Genomic DNA, 18,628 nt, shown 5'->3' with positions numbered 1-18,628 from the left:
CTCAGAACGGCTCGCCCTCGTCGTCCGGTCGGTAGACCCGCAGCGACCGGCCGTCCGGGAATTCCACGGTGCGGCGACGCACGACCAGGTAGCCCGCGGCCTCCGCGGCGCGCAGGCGCTCCAGCCGCTCGTCGGCATAGCCCGGGCCGTAATTGTAGGCCCGGTAGCGCGGATAGCCGTCCGGCGGCGGTGGGGGCGGCGGCGCGACCGCGACCATCCTGGGCGGGCGAACGATCCGCACGGGGGCTGCGGCGACGCGCGGCCGGTGCGGGGTCGCGGCCACGCGCTTGGCTGCCGGGGCGGGATGGTGCGTCACGACGCGTTTCGGGGCAGGCCGCGCGGCGACCGCCTTGCGGGACGGGGCCGCGGCGGCCGGGGTCGAGGCGGCAGGGGGCGATGCGGGCGACGCGGCTTTCGGCGTCTCGGCCGGGCTCACGGCCGGAACCGGCTTGCGGGCCGGCGGGTCGGTCCAGCCGGAGGCCGGCTCGGCCGAGGCCCCTGTCACGCCCAGCGTGAGGGACAGGATGAGGGCGGCGAGACTCGGTCGTGCACCGTACGGCATGGTGCCCTCCTGAGATCGCGGGACTTCGGATCGGTCCGCGGGCGGCGCGACAATAGAGCGAACCGTCACGGAGGGGAATTCCGACGCTCCGGTCTGGCGATGATCCCCCACGACAATTTTAGATTGGTGAATCGGTCTGGATTCGCGTGAACGACCCTTGCCGCGCCGCCGAGGATCCCCGATCATGCGTCCGATACTCTCGGCGAGACGGTTGGCGGGACCCTGCGACGGCGGGATCTGCAATCCTCGCGGAACCCCGCCGTCGCCGCCGCGGTTGCACCGCCATGTCCACAACTGCTGATGCATCCTCCGGCTCGTCACCCGGCCTGCGGGTGTGCGTCGATCTCAATCTCTGCCAGGCCTATGCCCAGTGCTGCTACGCGGCGCCGCGCTCCTTCCGCATCGAGGGACACGAGGCCCTGATCTACGATCCCGCCCCGGCCGCCCGGGACCGGGCCGATATCGAGCGGGCGCGCGTCGCCTGCCCGGTCCAGGCGATCCGGGTCGAGGATCCGGAGCGGGGCGCCTGAGATGGCGTCGGGACCGACTGTCGAGCGCGTGATCGTGGCGGGTGCGGGCCTCGCGGCCCTGCGCGGCGCCGAGGCGATGCGGGAGGCCGGGTTCTCCGGCCCGCTGACCATCGTCGGCGACGAGCCGTACCGCCCCTACGACCGCCCGCCGCTCTCGAAACATGTCCTCACCGGGGAGACACCGGCGGATGCCACCACGCTGCCGAGCAGCCTCGGCGCGGATGTGGCGTGGATCCTCGGCAGCGCCGCGACGCGCCTCGACCGCGCCGCCCGCACCCTGCACCTCGCCGACGGGCGCGCCCTGCCCTACGATCGGCTGCTGATCGCCACCGGCACCCGCGCCAGGCCCTGGCCGAACCCGCATGAGGGGCGGCTGTCCGGCGTTTTCACCCTGCGCGGGCGGGACGACGCCGCGGCTCTGCGGGCCGCCCTGGCGGCTCGGCCCCGGCGAGTCCTGGTGATCGGCGGCGGCTTCATCGGTTGCGAGGTCGCCAGCCTGTGCCGGCAACTCGGGCTGCGGGCGACCCTGGTCGAATCCGGCCCGACGCTGCTGTCGCGCGTCCTCGGCAGCGCGGTGGGCGGCTTCATCGGGGCGATCCACGAAGGCCGGGGCGTCGACCTGCGCTGCGGCAGCGAGGTCGAGTGGCTGGAGGGCGAGGACGGCCGGTTGGTGCGCGCCCATCTGACCGACGGCACCCGCATCGAGGCCGATGTCGCGGTGATCGCCCTCGGGGCCCTCCGCAACACCGAATGGCTCGACGGGTCCGGCCTCTCGGCCGATCCGGGCGGCGTCGATTGCGACGCGGTGGGCTATGTCCTCGACCGCGACGGGCAGCCCGATCTCCGTATCGCCGCGGCCGGCGACGTGGCCCGCTTCCCCCATCCGCTCTATGGCGGCCGGCGCGCCGCGCTGGAGCATTGGAGCCACGCCGTCGCGCAGGGAATCCATGCCGGGCGGCTGCTGGCCGGGGTGAAGCCGGAGGCTCCCTACGGCGCGCTGCCGACCTTCTGGTCGACGCAGGGCGACGTGGTGGTCAAATCCGCCGGGCTGACCACGGGGGCGGATGCCGTGGCCTTCACCCAGGGCGAGCCCGGCTCGGGCCGCTTCGTGGCCGTCTACGGCCGCGAGGGCCGCTGCGTCGCCGCGGTATCGGTCGACAGCGCCCGCTGGCTTCCGGCCCATGCCGAACTGGTCGCCACCGCCGCGCCGTTCCCGCCCCACGGGGCGGCGGCCGATCGCCCGGCGCGGGGGATCACGATCCTCGCCCCGGGTTTCGCCTGACACGCCCGGCGTCTCGCCCCGGTTTCGGGACGCAGCCGCCAGGGTCTCGATCTGAAGCGCCGCAGCACGGATGCCGCATGCCCGACGCCACCCTCCTCGACCAGGTCAAGGATTTCGCCAACCGGGCGAACCCCTATCCGGTCTACGCCAAGCTGCGGCAGAACCCGGTCTCGCGCCAAAATGACGGGACCGAATCCGGCACCTGGGTGGCCTCCACGCACGGCACCATCGCGAGCCTGCTGCAGGATCCGCGGGTCAGTTCCGAGACGCTGCCCCCGGCCGACCGTCCGCGCACCGGCAACCCGCTGACGGACCTGATCGTCAAGCCGCTCAAGGATTGGATGATGGACCGGCACCGGGTCTTCATCTTCCGCGATCCGCCGGACCACGATGTCCTGAGGGCCTCCGTGATGCACCAGTTCTCCCGCGAGCGCGTGCAGGCGATGCGGGTGCGCTCGGAGCGGCTGGTGGCCGAGCTGCTCGACGAGAAGCGCGACGCCCGGGAGATCGATGCGGTCGACGACCTCGCCTACCCGCTTCCCGTGACGGTGATCTGCGAGCTGTTCGGCGTGCCCCGGGAGGACGAGCCGAAATTCCACGGCTGGGCGACGCAGCTCGCCACGGCGCTCGAGCCCGACAGCCTGTCCGATACCGAGATCCGCGCCGAGAACAGCCGGACCTTCGACGCGATCGGCGGCTACATGGCCGACCTGATCAAGGAGAAGCGCCGCCACCCGCAGGACGACATGCTCTCCGGGCTCGCCAACGAGGCGACGCCGGCGGGCGTGAAGATGGGCGATTACGACCTGATCGCGACCTCGATCCTGATGCTGGTGGCGGGTCACGAGACCACCGTGAACCTGATCACCAACGGGCTGCTCACGCTGCTGCGCCATCCCGACGAGCTGGAGCGCCTGCGCCAGGATCCCGGCCGCGCGCCGCGGCTGATCGAGGAACTCCTGCGCTACGAGCCGCCGGTGCAGTTCCGGACCCGCAAGACCCTGTCCGCCATCGATATCGCCGGCGTCACGATCCCCGAGGGCGCCGACCTCGTCCTGCTGCTGGCCTCCGGCAACCGCGATGCCGCGGTCTTTCCGGATCCCGACCGCTTCGACGCGGACCGCGCCGGCATCCGCCATCTCGGCTTCGGCGGCAGCCTGCATTACTGCGTCGGCGCCCCGCTCGCCCGGTTCGAGGCCGAGGCGGCGCTCACCGCTCTCGCGAAGCGCCTTAAGGCCCCCCGGCTCGTCGAGGACCCGCCGCCCTACCGGCCCGGCGCCGCCCTGCGCGGCCCCGAGCATCTGCGGGTGGCGATCGACGGGATTTCCTGATGCCAGGCGCCCCGCCTGAAGCGATCCGAGGCCAAGCCAGGGCCGGCGCGCCCTGGGCCTCTCAGACGGTGATCTCGATCGGCGTCCCGTCCGGCATGGCGATCACCGCCTCGTAGAAGCCGTCGCCGGTACGACGCGGCGGTGACGTGAGGCAGCCATCCGCCGCGCAGCGGGCCGCGAGGGTATCGACGGCCTCGACGCTGCCGAGCGCCACGGCCGTATGCGCCCAGCCGACGCGATCCTGCTCCGGCCCATCCACGACCCAGGGCGCCGTCATCAGCTCGATCTGCGCGCCGTCGCCCGGCAGGGTGACGAACCGGGACACGAAGCCCTTCTGCCTCTGGCTGTGGTAGGGCGCGCCGATCTCGGCCTGAAAATAGCGTTGCCAGAAGGCGGCGGCGCCATCCAGGTCGTGGGTCCACAGGGCGATGTGGGCGAAGCGCATCGAACGGTCCCTCGCACGGGTAGGCGCACTTGGGTCGGCATAGTCGCCGACCGGCCCGGCGCCGTCTACCGGTCCCGGACAGGCCCGCCCGATCGCGTCCTCAGGCGGCTTTCACCGCCGCGAGGAAGGTGGTCACCTCCTGGCCGAGGCCCGAGGCGTAGCGCGCCAGATCCTGGGCGGCGCTGAGCACCTGGCCCGCCGCCGCGCCGGTCTCGCCGGCGGCTTGGAGCACGTCGGCGATGTCGGCGCTGACCGCCTGGGTCCCCTGCGCCGCCTCGGTGACGTTCCGGACGATCTCGCTCGTGGCCGCGCCCTGCTCCTCCATGGCGGCGGCCACGCTCAGGGCCACCGTGCGCATCGTGTCGATCGTGCCCCCGATGGTGCGGATCGACTCGACCGCGTGGCGGGTCTCGCTCTGGATCGCGGCGATCTGGCCGGCGATCGTGTCGGTGGCCTTGGCGGTCTGGGCCGCCAGGGCCTTCACCTCACCGGCCACCACGGCAAACCCCTTGCCGGCCTCGCCGGCCCGGGCGGCCTCGATGGTGGCGTTGAGGGCCAGCAGGTTGGTCTGCCCGGCGATCCCGGCGATCAGGCCCATCACCTCGCTGATCTGGTCCGTCCCGCGGGACAGGACCTGCATCAGCTCGTTGGTGCGCGCCGCGTCGAGGCTGGCCTTGTCGGCCATGGTGGAGGATTGCGCCACGCGGGCAGCGATCTCCTGGATCGAGGCGGACATCTCCTCGCTGGCGGCCGCCACGGTCTGGACGTTGGCCGAGGTCTGCTCGGAGGTGGCGGCGACCCGCCCGGACTGGTCGGTCGTCCGCAAGGCGGTGCGCGTCATCTCCCGGGCGGTGGATTCCATCTCCACGGCGGCCGAGGACAGGCTCTGCGTCAGGGCGCCGACATGCGCGTCGAACCGCGTGGTCAGTTCGTCCAGCGCCTGGGCCCGGCGCATCTTGGCGGCGTTCTCGACGGCGGCGGCGGCCTCGGCCTCCTGCTTGGCGATGAGCGCGTTCTTGAACACTTGCACCGCCCGCGCCATCGCGCCGACCTCGTCGCCGCGCTCCTGATCCGCCACCGGCACCGCGAGGTCGCCACCGGCGAGCCCCCGCATCGCCGCGGTCAGGCGCACGATCGGCCGCGACAGGCCGTTGCCGATGAGCAGGAGCAGGGCCAGAACCGGGATCACGAGGCCTGCCGACCACAGGGCGTTGGCGATGGCGCGGCTGCGCACGGCGGCGTGGACGTCGTCCCGGTAGAGGCCGGCGGACAGGATCCAGCCCCACGGCTTGAACAGCTGCACGCTCACGACCTTCTCGACCGGCTCGGTCCCGCCCGCGCGCGGCTTCATGTAGCTGACGAAACCGGAGCCCTCGCGCTTGGCCACCTCGACCATCTCGGCGAAGTAGCGCTTGCCGCCCGGCATATCGGTCTGGTCCAGGACCACCTTGCCGACATTCTTGGCGTTGAACGCGTTGGCGATCAGGCGCCCATCGGTATCGAGGACGAAGAAGTAATCGGCATTGCCGAAGCGCAGCGCGCTGACGGCATCGAGGGCGGCCTTCTGGGCCTGATCGAGCGGCATCCGGCCGGCGGAGGCCAGCGCCGCGTAATGGCCGATCAGGCTCTGCGCGACGTCGCCGAGATTCTTAGTCATCAGCGCGCGGTCCTCGAGCGCCGAGGATCGGGTGTCCATGTAGTTCAGGCCGCTGAGGGCGCCGACGGCGGCCAGCACCAGCGCCATCACGGCCGCCAGCTTGTGGCGCAGCGTGACGTTCGAGAGGCTCCACCGGGGCGCAGGATTGCCCTCGGGCGAGCGGTGGGTCTGCGAGCGTGTCATCGGGGCACCGGGAACGGGACGGGCGAAAACCGTCGAGAGTTCTCAGCGCCGGGGGCGGCACCGCACGGGCGGCCCCGACCCTCGGCGCTGTTCCGGGGCGAAGGTTTGACACGCGATTGGTAAATATTAGGTCCACGCCGGGTGCTGGCGGCGTATTTTGATTGTTTTGAAGTAAGAAAAAATCTGTTCTTGTCTATTCAGCGCGCGTACCGCCAGACGATCGTTCGTTTGCAGAGGTTTTCAAGCAAAAAATACAAAATACGTCGCCGTAAGTCTGGCGCCGTGGGCTGGGGTGGGCGCCCTAGCCATCGATCTGATAGTGGATCGGCTTGAAGCTGCCGTTATTCGATTGCAGCGCCGAGCAGGCGGTCAGTCCGATGATCAGATCGGTCTCGGCGGTGAACACGATCCGGTCGCCGGCCCGGCTCAGCGGCGGCTCGACCGTGAGCGCCCCGGTCGTCCCGTCGATCGGCACGTTCATGAAGCAGTTGAACGCCACCGGGATCGCGTCCGGCGCGATGCCGTAGGGGGCGAGCGCCGCGGCGAGGTTGCCGAAGCAGCCGCGATGCGGGTCGGTGTCGCCGTAGATGATCCGGAATGTATCGGCCGAGCACGGCGTCAGCAGGAAATCGTGTCGCCCGACCGTGTCCTCGACGATGCGCAGCAGCACGTTCGAGCGGTTGGAATAGAGCGGATCGCCCGTCGTCAGGTAGATCCGGCTGGCATAATCCAGGGTCCGCCCGGAGGAGATCACCTCGCCCGTGTCGTGGCGGTTGTAGGCGACGAGATCGGCCACCTGCTCGCCCCGCGGGTCGATCACCGTGAGGCGCTGGCCCCGGTCCAGGGTGAAGGCGACGCCTGAGCGCGGCTCGATCTGCTGCACGTCCGCCCGGTCCATGATGTCTCCGCTTCCGCTCTCGTCCGGCCGGAAACGCGGCAGACGCCGCCGCGATCCAGGCCGATGCGCAACGCCTCAGCCGCCGTTGGACGGGACGAGGCTGTCGAGCGGCGAGGCCAGCGGATGCCAATCGTCGGTGGCGGGCGCGGCGGGGGCCGCGGGCCGGCCCTGCATCGGGCAGCGCCAATCGGCATCGACCACGCGGCCGCTATACTGGCGCGCCTCCGACGTCTCGCCGTGCCGCGCCAGCATCGGGTTGAGGCTGCCGGCCAGGGCCTCGTCGCGCTCCAGGATCGAGGCGCGCAGCTTCTCGTAGCGGCCCTCGGCGCGCAGACGCTCGAACTGGGCGTGCAGGTTGAACACCAAGACCGGCGAGGAGAATTGCCGGGCCGGACGGCTCGCATTCGGGTGCAGCCCGACCACGAAGAACGCCTCGCCGCCGAAGCTCAGGGAGAAATGCGGATTGTCCGGATCATCCGCAACGCGCGCGTCGTGGGGCTGCCCAAGCCAGGCATCCTTGTCGGTGAGGGATTGCGCTCGCGCCCAAAGGTTCTGCTCGAACGCCTCCTCCGAGAGGTCGCCGGGCCCCTCGAACACCACGGCGAAGCTCTGGAACAGGTCGGGCGCCTCCCGGTAGCGCGCCACGAAGGCGAGCAGCGCCGGGTAGATGCGCATGTCGTCCCAGCCCGAGGTGATGTCCCGGGCCACGACGATCTTCATGCGCCCGCGCGAGAGCGCCGACTTGGCGCCGACGCAGGGAAAGGGCGGGTTCCGGATGAACTCGCGAAAGGCCTGGGCACGGGGATGCTCTTGGTCGTCGCGCGGCAGCTGCATGCGGTCCATGGCTCAAGGTCTGCGCAGGTATGCCCTGGGAAAGGCAACCGCTGTTCGGGACTCGGGCAACCCCAGCGACAGGATGCCGTTCCCGCCTGCGACAGGTCGTCCGGGGAGAAGGTGAATCAAGCGCCGTCGCGGGAAGGATCTGACAGCCCAGCGAAAGATCTGCCGCAATGTTCGGCAAGCGGACAAACATAGATTAAGACGGGATAGACTCGGCTCGCGCAGCCGCGAAGCCTGCATTACCCGCGTCGCGACTTCGCGGACCCGATCCCCGGCGAATCCAGCTCAACGAGGTCGGCGGGATTCGGCACGCTGCCGCGCCGCCGCAGCCCCGAACGCTTCGAACAGCGCGCGGTTGATCGGGTTGGTCGTGGGATCGTGCTCGGCATGCCACTGCACGCCCAGGGCGAAGCCCGGCGCGTCGGCGATGCGGATCGCCTCGATCGTGTCGTCCTCGGCGATCCCCTCGACCACGACGCGGGCGCCCGGTTCCAGGATGCCCTGGCCGTGCAGGGAGTTCACCCGGATCGTTGCGCGGCCGAGCAGCCGCGCGAAGGCGCCGCCCGGAACCAGGCGGACCTCGTGGCGGTCGGCGAAGACCACCTCCAGATCCGGATGGATCTCGCCGTTCTCGAGCCGCGGCATCCGATGGTTGAGGCGCCCGGGCAAGTCGCGGATCTCCGGATGCAGGGTGCCGCCGAAGGCGACGTTGATCTCCTGGAACCCGCGGCAGATCCCGAACAGCGGCACGCCGCGCGCGACGCAGGCTTCGATCAGCGGCAAGGCCACCGCGTCGCGCGCCTCGTCGTAGGGTTCATGCGCGGGGTGGGGCGCCGCCTGGAAGCGGGTGGGGTGGACGTTGGCGCGGCCCCCGGTGAGCAACACGCCGTCTACCGTGGCGAGCAGGTCGCCGAGATCGGTGACCGCCGGGCTGCCCGCGAACATCAGCGGCAGGGCGCCGGCCACCTCGGCCACCGCCCGCAGGTTGTTCTCGCCGACGATCTGGGCCGTGAACCGGTTGTCGAGCAGGCGTGTGTTTCCGATGACGCCGATCACGGGTCTCGCCATCGTCACGGCCACTCCTCGTCGCGGCTTTACCGCCAATCCCACAGCTTGCGGTTGGCTCTACGACCCAGGCAAGGGCGGCGCCAGCCCCGCGGGACCGGTGGCGGCGGCCGCATCAGGCTCCGAGAACGCCCATCACCCTTGCCTCCTCGAGGAGCACCTCGGCGACGCGCTCCGGCGCCTCCTCGTGCGCGAGATGGCCGAGCCCGCGGATCAGGGCGACGCGGGCGTCGGGCAGGCGGTCGCGGACCGTGAAGGCGGTGTCGGGCAGGATCGCCCGGTCGTCGCTGCCGACGATCAGCAGGGTCCGGGTCGTCAAATCCGGCAAGGCCCGGTGCAGCCCGGCGAGGTCCCAGTTCGCCATCATGCCGAGCGCCCCGCGGACGTGGCCGGCCCGGGCGAAGAGCCGCCGGTAGAGATCGACCCCCAGCGGATCGAGCCGCGAGCCGGTCCCCTCGATCAGCCGCTTGGCCGCCGACCGATCGGCCGTCCAGGCGAAGATCTTCGGCGTGAACGGGTTGAGGAACAGCAGCCGGGCCATGCCGGGAAACAGCAGGCTCGCCGCCCCCGGCAGCGGCGCGAGCGCGCCGTTGAAGGCCGCGAGCAGACGCGGCGCGATCGCGCCGTCTAGGCACATCCGCGCCAGCACGGCCGCCCCGGCCGAGTGGCCCGCCACCACGACGGGCGGGCGTCCGAGCGCCGCCACGAGGCCCGACACCGCCCGCGCCATGCCGGGCAGCGACAGGTCGGCATCCGGCAGGGGATCGGTGAAGCCGTGGCCCGGCAGGTCCGGGGCGATCACGTGGAAGTCCTGCACCAGGAGCGGCGCCAATCCGCGCCAGGAATGCGTGGCCGCCCCGGTCCCGTGCAGGAGCAGCAGCGCCGGCGCCTCGGGCCGGCCGAATTCCTGGACGTGCCAGCGCAGGCCCGCCGCCTCGACGAAGCGGCTCGCCTCCCGGTGCGGCCAATCCCGGCCCTCGACCGCCCAGTCGGGCCGGTTCGCGTCGCGCACGCTCAGCACCACCCGATATCCCGCGTTGCACCAAGCTTGAGCGTGGGTCGCGTCGATGCGCTATCGTGCTGTGTTGGAAGTATTTCGTAAGACATTGAGATTGCATGCGGAAACCGCATGCCACCGCTGCCGGAAACCCGATTGCTGCGACGCAGCAAAGACGGCATCACGGTGGCGCTCCCAGGCACCGCACATCTCCTACCGACGGAACCGGCCATGATCGTCTTCACCTCCTCGACCCATCACATCGCTGCCTCGACCTCCGGCCGCTGGAGCTTCCGTACCCTGTTCCGCGACATGCTGAACGCCTGGATGTCCCACAACCAGCGCGTCGCCGATCTCGGCGTCGGCATCCATCTCTGATCCGAGCCTCGACCGGGGCCGGCCCGGTCCGGCCCGCGACGACGCTCAGAGCGCGGCCCGCACCGCCGCGCTGAGCAGCCCGGCATCGGCACGGGGCAGCACAAGGTAGCGGGCGGCCATCGCGTCTGCGACCGCGCGTGCGCCTTCGCCACGGGCACCGGTATCGATCACCAGGGCGGGCAACCCGGCCGCGCGCAGCGCGCGGGCCGCCTGCAGGGCCTCCGCGCCGGCCTTGGCCCGGCCGCCCTCCCCCGAGCGCGCGACGTTGGCGCGCCCATCGGTCAGCAGCACGATGACCGGCCGGCTGCCGCTCCGGCGCACGCCGAGGGCGACCGTGAGCGCCGCATCGATCCCCGCAGCCAGCGGCGTCCCGCCCCCGCCCGGCAGGCCCGAGAGGCCGCGCTTCGCCCGGGTGAGCGAGCGGGTCGGCGGCAGGACCAGCTCCGCGCCGGCGCCGCGGAACGCCACCAGGGCCACCCGGTCGCGCCGGACATAGGCCTCGGCCAGCAGCAACTCGACGGCGCCCTTGGCCTCCGCCAGACGCTCCAGCGCGGCCGAGCCCGAAGCGTCCACGCAGAACACCGTCGTGGTCTCGGTCCGCTGCCGCAGGATCCGGATCCGCAGATCGTCCCGCCGGACCAGGATCGGGCGGGTATCTCCTTCCCCACGCCGCAAGGCCTGCCACGGGGCCGCCGCCCGCAGGGTCGCCAGCAGGTCGAGGCGCCCGCGGCGTGGATCGCCCCGCCGGCTGCCGATCGGCCGCCCTTTACGCGCCGCCGCCGGCTGGCCGACCCGTCCGGCCTTCGCGGTCGAGAGGCGCACGCCGCCCGCCAGCAGCTGATCCAGCAGGTTCGGCGGGATCGCCGCGCGCACCGCCTCCAGCACGCGATCCTCGGCCGCGTCAGTTGGCGCCGGATTCGCCGCGTCCTCCGCAGCGTGATTCTCCGCGGGCGGCGGGGGCGCAGCCGCGGCCTCCGGCATCGCCGCCTCCGGTCCGGGCAGGCGCGTGGCGCGCGGGGCCAGGACCAGGCGGGCCGCCGCAGTGATCGCGTCCGGGCCGATCGGCTCCCCCGCGGCGAGCGCCCGCGCCACCCGGGCTGCCAGGATTGGGCCGCGCAGGGAAGTGACGCCGAAGGCGTCCGCCAGCCGGCACAGCGTTCCGAGCGGATCGTCCTCCGGGGCGGGCGGAGCTTCGAGACGGGGCGCCGCTGCGTCGCAATCCGCGATCCCGAGGCCGCCCAGATCGATCCGGAAGGCCAGCCGGTCGGTAAGGGCGTCGGCGACCGACTCGTCCCCCTCACCCTCGTCGAGCAGGATGAGGCCAAAGCGCGCCAGGTGCTCCGACGCGGTGCCGGTGTCGAGGGCGCCGGCCAGGCGGGCCGCGATGCCGGGGGGCAGCCGCTCGGCCATGGGCACCACGATCAGCCCGCCATCGGCCTGTGCCAGCAATCCCGCCCGCGCCACCGGCCGGCCGGCCGCCAGGGTCGCGGCGAGGTCGAGGCCGCCGAGCAGGCTGTCGTCGCCGATCCCCGGCGGCAGCCGGCGCCAGGGCGTCTCCGGGGGAAGCTGCGCCCGCACAGCATCGAGCCAGCGCTCGCGCACCGGCCCAGGCGCCGCCCGCACAACCGCGCCGCCGAATCCGTGCGGGTCGGCGCCGAGGAGGCGGGCGGCGCGCAGGGCGTCGGGCCAAATGTTTTGGGACGCTTCCGCCTTCCCTCCCCCCTCTGCGGGGGAGGGTGGCCCTCGCGTCAGCGAGGGTCGGGAGAGGGGCGGCGCGACGGCAGCGGGTTTCGCACCCGACGCGCCTCGTCCGGACATGGCGCTCCCCTCTCCCCCCCTGCTGCGCAGGGTACCCTCCCCCGCAGAGGGGGGAGGGAGCGGTTGCGCACGTCCCGTCACGAAAACACCTCCGCCAGCGCCCGCTCGACCCGGGCGGTCGAGCCGGATTCATCGAGCGGGTTGCGGCGCAGGCGGTGGCGCAGGGCGGCCGGGGCGACCCGGCGGATATGGTCGTCGGTGACCGACTCGGCGCCGTCGAGGGCTGCCAGCGCCCGTGCGGTGCGCATCAGGGTTAGCTCCCCGCGCAGGCCGTCGGTGCCGAGCGCCAGGCAGAGCTGCGCCGCGCGCTCCAGCGCCGAATCCGGCACCGCCAGATGCGGCAGGCGCTCCCGGGCCAGCAGGATCTTCTTTCGGATCGCCGCCTCGTCGCCCGCCCGGGCGGCGCAGAACCCTTCGGGGTCGCGCTCGTAGGCGTCGCGGGCGCGCACCACCGCGATGCGGGTGGCGATGTCCTGCGGGGTCGCGACCTCGCAGGACAGCCCGAACCGATCGAGCAGCTGCGGGCGCAGCTCGCCCTCCTCCGGGTTGCCGGAGCCGACCAGGACGAACCTGGCGGGGTGGCGCAGGGAGAGCCCCTCGCGCTCGACGGTGTTGACCCCGGAGGCCGCGACATCGAGCAGGAGATCCACGAGGTGGTCCTCCAGCAGGTTCACCTCGTCGATATACAGGAAGCCGCGATTGGCCCGGGCGAGCAGCCCCGGCTCGAACGCCTTCACACCGGCGCCCAGCGCCCGCTCGAGGTCCAGCGTTCCGACCACTCGGTCCTCGGTGGCGCCGAGCGGCAGGTCCACCACCGGCACCGGCTTCTTTTCGGACTTTCGCCGCGCGCCCGGCAGGCTCGCGCAGTGCGGGCAGCTCTCCGCCGGGCTGTCGGGATCGCAATTGTACGGGCAGCCGGCCACCGCCCGCATCGGCGGCAGCAGGGCGGCCAGCGCCCGGATCGCCGTGGATTTCCCCGTGCCGCGGTCACCGAACACCAGCACGCCGCCGATGGACGGATCCACCGCGGCGATCAGCAGCGCCTGGCGCATCTCGTCCTGCGCGACGATGGCCGAGAAGGGGAAGGTTGGCACGCGCTGACCCGATGCTGGGAGGGGGCATCCGATCCACCCTCCTCATCCTGAGGCTCGCTACTACGCGGGCACCTCAGGATGCGGGAGCGGGTGGGAGAAGGGAACCCCTACTCCGCCGCCTTCTGCCGGAGCCCGATCCGCGCCCAGATCGTGGAGAGCGCCCCGACCAGATGGGCGATGTCGGCATCCGTGTGCAGCGGCGAGGGCGTGATCCGCAGGCGCTCGGTGCCGCGGGCGACCGTGGGATAGTTGATCGGCTGCACGTAGATGCCGAACTCGTCGAGCAGGGTGTCGGAGATCGCCTTGCACAGCACCGGGTCGCAGACCATCACCGGCACGATGTGGCTGTCGTTGGGCAGGACCGGGATGTCGGCGGCCTCCAAGGCGGTCCGGACCTTGGCGCAGCGCTCCTGATGGCGCGCCCGCTCGGTGCCGCTGGCCTTCAGGTGGCGGATCGAGGCCGCGGCGCCCGCCGCCACCGCGGGGGGCAGCGAGGTGGTGAAGATGAAGCCGGAGGCGAAGCTGCGCACGAAATCGCACAGCTTCTCCGAGGCGGTGATGTAGCCGCCGTGCACGCCGATCGCCTTACCCAGCGTCCCCTCGATCACGTCGAGGCGGTGGGCGACGCCGTCGCGCTGCGCGATGCCGCCGCCGCGGGCGCCGTAGAGGCCGACCGCGTGGACCTCGTCGAGATAGGTGAGCGCCCCATGGGCCTCGGCCACGTCGCAGATTTCTTCGATGGGGGCGATGTCGCCGTCCATCGAGTACACGGATTCGAACGCGACGAGCTTCGGCCGGGCCGGATCCACCAGAGCGAGCTTCCGGTTCAGATCCTCCGGGTCGTTGTGGCGGAAGATGTGGCGCTCGGCCCGGGAGAACCGGATGCCCTCGATCATCGAGGCGTGGTTCTCGGAATCGGAGAAGACCGCGCAGTTCGGCAGGCGCGAGGCCAGGGTCCCGAGCGCCGCCCAGTTCGACACGTAGCCGGAGGTGAACAGCAGGGCCGCCTCCTTGCCGTGGAGGTCGGCGAGCTCCTGCTCCAGCAGCACGTGGTAGTGGTTGGTGCCGGAGATGTTGCGGGTGCCCCCGGCCCCGGCGCCGCAGCGGTCGATCGCCTCGTGCATCGCACCCGTCACCGCGGGGTGCTGGCCCATGCCGAGATAGTCGTTGGAGCACCAGACCGTGACCGGCCGCGTGCCCGCCGGGTGGTGGTGCGTGGCGTGCGGGAAGTTGCCGGCGTGGCGCTCGAGGTCGGTGAAGACCCGGTAGCGGCCCTCGCGGTGGAGTCCGGCGATCTCGGCTCCGAAGAAGGTCTCGTAGTCCATGTCGCCTCTCCCCGATTGATTCGCGGGTTGCCCCCGCCTGTGAGGTCGGGTTTCGCACGAGACCAGTTCCAAATTGGTGCGCGCGCGAAATCCTTTCGTGATGGTCGGGTCTACCCGTTGTCGCCCGGCCGTGCCGCCCGGTCCGGCGCCCGGGCCGGCAGGCTCCAGCGCCACAACTCGGCCGAGGGCAGCGGCAGCATCAGGAACCAGTGTTCGAGCGTCGCCAGAGCCATCAGGGTCGCCAGGACGGTGAAGCCGACCAGCTCGTGCGCCAGCAGATCCGGGCCGAGGGCCGCCCGCCCGAGCAGGCCCGCCGCGACGGTCCCGAGGCTCACCGAGACCGGGAACAGCAGGTTCATCGGCTTGCGGGACAGGTAGCAGGCCAGGTAGCCGAGATGGTCCGGCAGGAACTCGGCGTGCAGGTTGCGCACCCCGAGGAACAGGTTGAGCCGCGCCGACAGGTTCATCACCACGAGCGCGCCGTAGGTCCAGAGGGCGATGGTGTTGGCCCCGCCCCAGACCAGGGCCAGGATCGCCAGGCCGCCGATCACGATGGCGAATTCGTGCCACAGGCTGGTGGCGAGCGCCGCGAAGAACCGGTCGAGCCCGCGCAGGCCCGGCGCGCAGGCGGCCGGTTTCGGGCCCGACAGGAAGCCCATGTAGTAGCTCATCTCCTGCCAGCCCCAGACCGCCAGGGCCGCCGTGAACGCCGTGTAGGCGCCCGCCGCGCTGGTATCCTGCGCGCTCAAGCGGATCGCCACCAGGGCGCCGGCGAGCAGCAGGGTCGCGCCGGCCATGCTCCACGGATGGGTGCGCCGCGGGGCGTGGTCGAGCAGCAGGATCAGCCCGGTGGAGAACCACCAGAGCACCAGGGCGTAGGCGACCGGGACGGCGTAGGTCGCCATCCTACCAGACCGGCTGGAGGCGGATATCGGCCGGCAGGGCGTTCGCCTTCACCGGCAGGAGGTAGAGCCGGACGAAGGTGGCGGCCGCGCGCAGCACCTGGGCGCCGTGCTTGAGCTTGCCCAGGACGCCGCCCTGGGCCCGGGCCTCGGCGATCGCCCGGGAGCAGGCGAGCAGCCTGTCGAGCCCGGCCCGGAACTTCGGGTTGTCGAGGTCGAGTTCCAGCGGGAAGGTCTGCCGCGAGATTTCCGAGGTGATGCGGAACACCTTGTAATCGTAGTCGGTCGGGTCGACCCCGAGCGCGGCGTGGAAGGCCGGGCGGTGATGGTCGCGCACATACATCGTGGCGAAGACCGCCAGCAGGAAGAACCGGATCCAGTAGCGGTTCACGCCGCTCGTCAGCTTCGGGTTGGCGCGCATCAGCAGCGCGAAGGCCTCGCCGTGCCGGAACTCGTCGTTGCACCACAGCTCGAACCACTTGAAGATCGGGTGGATGCGCCGCTCCGGGTGCTTCTCCAGCTCGCGGAAGATGGTGATGTAGCGGGCGTAGCCGATCTTCTCCGACAGGTACGTCGCGTAGAAGATGAATTTCGGCCGGAAGAACGTGTATTTCTTGGACTTGGTCAGGAAGCCGAGATCCACCCCGATGCCGAAATCCTTCAGCGTGTCGTTGATGAAGCCGGCATGGCGCGCCTCGTCGCGGCTCATGAAGCCGAACAGCTCCTTGATGTCCTTGTTCTTCGCGCGCTTGCGCATCTCGGCATAGAGCACGCAGCCGGAGAACTCGGCGGTGATCGACGACACCAGGAAATCCAGGAACTCCTTCCGCAGCTCGGGCTCCATCTGCGACAGGTCGCAGTCGAAATCGGCGTTGCGGGTGAAGTGGCGCTTGTTCGGGTCGGCGCGCAGCTCGGCGATGAGCAGGTCCCAGTCCCGGCGCACCGGCTCGACATCGGTCCGGTCGAGCTCGTCGAAATCGGTGGTGTAGAAGCGCGGGCTCAGGAACGTCGTTTCCTGGGCGGCCTTGGTCGATTCGTTGACCGGCGTTTTCGGGACCGGCTGGCCGGAGAGCGGCGGGACAGGAGCGTTCACAGCTTCCTCCTCTCGGAAAAACTGACCTCGTAGAGCTCGGTCAGTTCGAGATGGGCGACGAGCTTCGTCCAGACCCGCTCCAGCAGGCCGGCCCGGGTGACGGTGGCGGTGCGGCGGACGGTGAGCCGCTCGCCGTAGGGCACGGAGGTCGGGGCGTCGTGGACCTGAACCGCGTCGCCGGGCTCGATCTCGAAGCCGGAATCCAGGGTGACGTGCGCGTGCAGGCTCTCGGGCGTCTGCTCGATCTCGATCGTGCAGGGCACGGTGACGGTGCGGCGTGCGAACAGGCCCATCAGCGCGTCTCCGGGCCGGCGGCGGCGAGCAGCCGGGCGAAGGCGCCGGCATTGGTCGGGCCGAAGGCTTCGAGCGGCACCCGGCGGCCGGTGGCGTCATCGGCGAGCGACAGGCGGCCGTCATCGTAGCGGGTCAGGCTGAACGGCTGTTCCGGGCCGAGGCCGTCGCGCTGGCGTGCCTGGGCGAGGCCCCGCAGGGTCCCGCGCAGGAAGCCGTCCTCGCCGGGGCGGATCCAGGCGACGATCTGCCGGTCGGCGGCGTTGCGCAGGGCGATGGAGCCGTCGACCTGGTCCTCGGCGCGGAATTCGAGCCGCGTGACCGGCTTGGCCGCCGGCAGGGCGATCATGCCGATGCCCTCGCTGCGCCCGATCAGGACGGCCAGCATGGCGAAGCCCATCAGCGCCCCGGCCCCGATCATCAGCAGGGCCGGTGCCGGTCCTGCGGCTCGGCCGACGCTCTCCGCCCGCTCGCCCATCGCGCCTCTCCCTATTCGGCCGCGACGAGGCGGCCGGGATTTTCTTGGACCGCCCGCGGACGCGGGACGATCACCGGCCGCACCGTCTGCGACGCCGCGGCATGGGCCTCGACCGCCCGCGCCAGGAGCGCCGCCACCGCGTCCGCATCCGGGACGGAACGCAGCATGGGCTCAGTCCGGGCGATGCGCCAGGGCCGGGCATGCGGCCAGAGCTGAAGGTAGGCGATGCGCAGCCCCGGCCGCAACCGGAGCGGCAGATCCCCGCTCCCATCCGTGAAGGCACGCAACGCCGCACCCTCCACCTGCGCGAAGGGGACGTTGTGGGTCACCGGCAGGGCGATGCCGGTATGCAGCACCACCCGGCGGTCGGTGATCGTGTAGACCGTGGTCCGGTGGCTGAGCCACGCGAACAGCCAGAGCAGCGCGAGCCCGACCGCGCCGACCGCCAGGGTCGGGCCGACCGTGGCGAGCGCCGAGACGGGCGAGCCGGCCGTGAGCCCGAAGGCCAGGGCGCAGGCGGCGAACCAGGCCGCGACCAGGCGGGCGTGATAGACCCGGACCAGCAGCCCCCCGGTGGTCGGGGCCCCCTGCCACAGGATCCGCTCGTTCGCCGGCAGCGGGCCGGGCAACCCGCGCAGGGTGCCCTCGGGGAGGAAATCGCCGCTCATAGCAGAGGCTCCGCCCGGGCCGGGGTGGCGTAGAGCGTGCCGGCGCCGAAATAGGCCATGATCCGCTCCTCCTCCAGGAAGGTGATGCTGTCGGGATCCCGGGTCGCCGGGATGTCGGCGAACTGGGCGGCGAGCAGGGCCTCGGATTTCACCGTCTTGGTGAAGCCGCCGGCCCGGCAGAACGTGGTCGGCATGAGCCGGCGGCCACCTGTGGGCAATTCGACCTCGTAGTAGCGGATCAGCGATTCGCCGCGGTCGACCCAGACGTCGCTGACCACACCCGCCACCGCGTTATCGGTGCCGAACACGGTCATGCCGATCGGGTTCGGGCCGTCCTCGTGGATGACGAAGGCCGTGGCGACCCGCAGGGGCACGATCCGGTACTCCTCGTCCCAGGTCTTGTCGTGGACGTCGTGGCGGACCACCCAGGAGCCCGGGCCGACGCCGGCCTGGAGGGAGGCCTCGGTCCGCTCGTAGGGCGCGCCGGGCCAGGGCTCGACCTTGCGGGCCGGGATCCCGGTCTCGATGTCGTCCCGGCCCTGCATCGCCTGCGGCGCGTAGGTGGTCTCGCCGCCCGGCAGGTGGAACGCCTTGGAGCGCGGGATCAGGACCGGGTCCGGCGCCTTGCGGCGGCCGACGATCTCGTTCTCCAGCGGATAGCCCTCGCGCCGGTCCTCGCGGCGCAGCCAGAAGACCAGCCCGGCGAAGAAGATGAAGAAGGCGTAGAGCACGACCTGGGCGACGTCGACGTAACCCGTAATGGCGCCGGTTGGCATGGTTGTCCTCCCCGA

Annotated in this window: 20 protein-coding genes; 4 read left to right on the top strand and 16 right to left on the bottom strand. The window is 71.6% G+C overall.

Annotated elements, in window-relative coordinates:
- Nucleotide 1 precedes the first annotated feature (1 nt).
- Nucleotides 2-562: a hypothetical protein gene (locus tag LGR69_RS11000; RefSeq protein ID WP_122159701.1), complete on the bottom strand. Its 561-nt coding sequence runs from the start codon at nt 560-562 to the stop codon at nt 2-4.
- Nucleotides 563-846: 284 nt separating this feature from the next.
- Here LGR69_RS11000 and LGR69_RS10995 point away from each other — a divergent pair, with 284 nt between their 5' ends.
- The 3 genes from LGR69_RS10995 to LGR69_RS10985 all read left to right on the top strand — a co-directional run bounded on the left by LGR69_RS10995 (nt 847) and on the right by LGR69_RS10985 (nt 3,705).
- On the top strand, nt 847-1,092 hold the full coding sequence (locus tag LGR69_RS10995) for a ferredoxin (RefSeq protein ID WP_091865309.1): 246 nt from the start codon (nt 847-849) through the stop codon (nt 1,090-1,092).
- 1 nt (nt 1,093) lies between these two features.
- Nucleotides 1,094-2,374, top strand: coding sequence for an NAD(P)/FAD-dependent oxidoreductase (locus LGR69_RS10990; protein ID WP_230366034.1), 1,281 nt, complete (start codon nt 1,094-1,096; stop codon nt 2,372-2,374).
- Between the two features lie 77 nt (nt 2,375-2,451).
- Complete coding sequence (locus tag LGR69_RS10985) at nt 2,452-3,705, top strand: cytochrome P450 (protein WP_230366033.1); 1,254 nt, start codon at nt 2,452-2,454, stop codon at nt 3,703-3,705.
- A 61-nt stretch (nt 3,706-3,766) separates the two neighbouring features.
- Here LGR69_RS10985 and LGR69_RS10980 read toward each other — a convergent pair whose 3' ends face one another.
- From LGR69_RS10980 to bchO, 6 genes are all read right to left on the bottom strand, one after another.
- Nucleotides 3,767-4,150 carry a VOC family protein gene (locus LGR69_RS10980; protein ID WP_230366032.1) on the bottom strand — a complete coding sequence of 128 codons (384 nt, stop codon included), beginning with the start codon at nt 4,148-4,150 and terminating at the stop codon, nt 3,767-3,769.
- 100 nt (nt 4,151-4,250) lie between these two features.
- The gene (locus tag LGR69_RS10975; RefSeq protein WP_230366031.1) at nt 4,251-5,990 is read right to left on the bottom strand and encodes a methyl-accepting chemotaxis protein; all 1,740 of its coding nucleotides are present in this window, start codon (nt 5,988-5,990) and stop codon (nt 4,251-4,253) included.
- A gap of 301 nt (nt 5,991-6,291) precedes the next feature.
- On the bottom strand, nt 6,292-6,888 hold the full coding sequence (locus LGR69_RS10970) for a DUF1989 domain-containing protein (RefSeq protein WP_091865300.1): 597 nt from the start codon (nt 6,886-6,888) through the stop codon (nt 6,292-6,294).
- Between the two features lie 75 nt (nt 6,889-6,963).
- Complete coding sequence (gene gntA, locus LGR69_RS10965) at nt 6,964-7,722, bottom strand: guanitoxin biosynthesis heme-dependent pre-guanitoxin N-hydroxylase GntA (RefSeq protein ID WP_230366230.1); 759 nt, start codon at nt 7,720-7,722, stop codon at nt 6,964-6,966.
- A 291-nt stretch (nt 7,723-8,013) separates the two neighbouring features.
- Nucleotides 8,014-8,796: a gamma-glutamyl-gamma-aminobutyrate hydrolase family protein gene (locus LGR69_RS10960; protein WP_230366030.1), complete on the bottom strand. Its 783-nt coding sequence runs from the start codon at nt 8,794-8,796 to the stop codon at nt 8,014-8,016.
- A 112-nt stretch (nt 8,797-8,908) separates the two neighbouring features.
- On the bottom strand, nt 8,909-9,814 hold the full coding sequence (gene bchO / locus LGR69_RS10955) for an alpha/beta fold hydrolase BchO (protein ID WP_230366029.1): 906 nt from the start codon (nt 9,812-9,814) through the stop codon (nt 8,909-8,911).
- 207 nt (nt 9,815-10,021) lie between these two features.
- Here bchO and LGR69_RS10950 point away from each other — a divergent pair, with 207 nt between their 5' ends.
- The gene (locus LGR69_RS10950) at nt 10,022-10,168 is read left to right on the top strand and encodes a hypothetical protein (RefSeq protein WP_163005950.1); all 147 of its coding nucleotides are present in this window, start codon (nt 10,022-10,024) and stop codon (nt 10,166-10,168) included.
- Nucleotides 10,169-10,213: 45 nt separating this feature from the next.
- Here the strand turns inward: LGR69_RS10950 and LGR69_RS10945 are convergent, their stop codons facing one another.
- The 9 genes from LGR69_RS10945 to puhA all read right to left on the bottom strand — a co-directional run bounded on the left by LGR69_RS10945 (nt 10,214) and on the right by puhA (nt 18,613).
- Nucleotides 10,214-12,067, bottom strand: coding sequence for a magnesium chelatase subunit D (locus tag LGR69_RS10945; RefSeq protein WP_230366028.1), 1,854 nt, complete (start codon nt 12,065-12,067; stop codon nt 10,214-10,216).
- Nucleotides 12,064-13,080 (bottom strand): magnesium chelatase ATPase subunit I, encoded by a 1,017-nt coding sequence (gene bchI, locus LGR69_RS10940; protein ID WP_230366027.1) that lies wholly within the window; start codon nt 13,078-13,080, stop codon nt 12,064-12,066. Before bchI ends, LGR69_RS10945 begins: the two co-directional genes overlap by 4 nt.
- A 107-nt stretch (nt 13,081-13,187) precedes the next feature.
- Nucleotides 13,188-14,405: a 5-aminolevulinate synthase gene (gene hemA, locus LGR69_RS10935; RefSeq protein WP_007560903.1), complete on the bottom strand. Its 1,218-nt coding sequence runs from the start codon at nt 14,403-14,405 to the stop codon at nt 13,188-13,190.
- Between the two features lie 110 nt (nt 14,406-14,515).
- A complete protein-coding gene (gene puhE / locus LGR69_RS10930; RefSeq protein ID WP_230366026.1) occupies nt 14,516-15,310 on the bottom strand; it encodes a putative photosynthetic complex assembly protein PuhE in 795 nt (264 codons plus the stop codon).
- 1 nt (nt 15,311) lies between these two features.
- Nucleotides 15,312-16,400 carry a magnesium-protoporphyrin IX monomethyl ester (oxidative) cyclase gene (gene acsF / locus LGR69_RS10925; RefSeq protein ID WP_230366025.1) on the bottom strand — a complete coding sequence of 363 codons (1,089 nt, stop codon included), beginning with the start codon at nt 16,398-16,400 and terminating at the stop codon, nt 15,312-15,314.
- The gene (locus LGR69_RS10920) at nt 16,397-16,693 is read right to left on the bottom strand and encodes a hypothetical protein (RefSeq protein WP_230366024.1); all 297 of its coding nucleotides are present in this window, start codon (nt 16,691-16,693) and stop codon (nt 16,397-16,399) included. Before LGR69_RS10920 ends, acsF begins: the two co-directional genes overlap by 4 nt.
- On the bottom strand, nt 16,693-17,169 hold the full coding sequence (gene puhC / locus LGR69_RS10915; RefSeq protein ID WP_007560913.1) for a photosynthetic complex assembly protein PuhC: 477 nt from the start codon (nt 17,167-17,169) through the stop codon (nt 16,693-16,695). The genes LGR69_RS10920 and puhC overlap by 1 nt, the downstream gene beginning before the upstream one ends.
- An 11-nt stretch (nt 17,170-17,180) precedes the next feature.
- A complete protein-coding gene (gene puhB, locus LGR69_RS10910) occupies nt 17,181-17,837 on the bottom strand; it encodes a photosynthetic complex putative assembly protein PuhB (RefSeq protein WP_007560914.1) in 657 nt (218 codons plus the stop codon).
- A complete protein-coding gene (gene puhA, locus LGR69_RS10905) occupies nt 17,834-18,613 on the bottom strand; it encodes a photosynthetic reaction center subunit H (protein ID WP_091863757.1) in 780 nt (259 codons plus the stop codon). Before puhA ends, puhB begins: the two co-directional genes overlap by 4 nt.
- Between the last annotated feature and the right edge of the window lie 15 nt (nt 18,614-18,628).

Source organism: Methylobacterium brachiatum, assembly GCF_020523825.1.
Taxonomy (GTDB): Bacteria; Pseudomonadota; Alphaproteobacteria; order Rhizobiales; family Beijerinckiaceae; genus Methylobacterium; species Methylobacterium brachiatum.
The sequence above is the reverse complement of the archived record's forward strand: the minus strand, read 5'-3'. Positions and strand labels throughout refer to the sequence as shown.

Coding starts and splice junctions, on each gene's coding strand:
- LGR69_RS11000 (WP_122159701.1), bottom strand. CDS start 562: ATGCCGTACGGTGCACGACCGAGTCTCGCCGCCCTCATCCTGTCCCTC.
- LGR69_RS10995 (WP_091865309.1), top strand. CDS start 847: ATGTCCACAACTGCTGATGCATCCTCCGGCTCGTCACCCGGCCTGCGG.
- LGR69_RS10990 (WP_230366034.1), top strand. CDS start 1,094: ATGGCGTCGGGACCGACTGTCGAGCGCGTGATCGTGGCGGGTGCGGGC.
- LGR69_RS10985 (WP_230366033.1), top strand. CDS start 2,452: ATGCCCGACGCCACCCTCCTCGACCAGGTCAAGGATTTCGCCAACCGG.
- LGR69_RS10980 (WP_230366032.1), bottom strand. CDS start 4,150: ATGCGCTTCGCCCACATCGCCCTGTGGACCCACGACCTGGATGGCGCC.
- LGR69_RS10975 (WP_230366031.1), bottom strand. CDS start 5,990: ATGACACGCTCGCAGACCCACCGCTCGCCCGAGGGCAATCCTGCGCCC.
- LGR69_RS10970 (WP_091865300.1), bottom strand. CDS start 6,888: ATGGACCGGGCGGACGTGCAGCAGATCGAGCCGCGCTCAGGCGTCGCC.
- gntA (WP_230366230.1), bottom strand. CDS start 7,722: ATGCAGCTGCCGCGCGACGACCAAGAGCATCCCCGTGCCCAGGCCTTT.
- LGR69_RS10960 (WP_230366030.1), bottom strand. CDS start 8,796: ATGGCGAGACCCGTGATCGGCGTCATCGGAAACACACGCCTGCTCGAC.
- LGR69_RS10950 (WP_163005950.1), top strand. CDS start 10,022: ATGATCGTCTTCACCTCCTCGACCCATCACATCGCTGCCTCGACCTCC.
- hemA (WP_007560903.1), bottom strand. CDS start 14,405: ATGGACTACGAGACCTTCTTCGGAGCCGAGATCGCCGGACTCCACCGC.
- puhE (WP_230366026.1), bottom strand. CDS start 15,310: ATGGCGACCTACGCCGTCCCGGTCGCCTACGCCCTGGTGCTCTGGTGG.
- LGR69_RS10920 (WP_230366024.1), bottom strand. CDS start 16,693: ATGGGCCTGTTCGCACGCCGCACCGTCACCGTGCCCTGCACGATCGAG.
- puhC (WP_007560913.1), bottom strand. CDS start 17,169: ATGGGCGAGCGGGCGGAGAGCGTCGGCCGAGCCGCAGGACCGGCACCG.
- puhB (WP_007560914.1), bottom strand. CDS start 17,837: ATGAGCGGCGATTTCCTCCCCGAGGGCACCCTGCGCGGGTTGCCCGGC.
- puhA (WP_091863757.1), bottom strand. CDS start 18,613: ATGCCAACCGGCGCCATTACGGGTTACGTCGACGTCGCCCAGGTCGTG.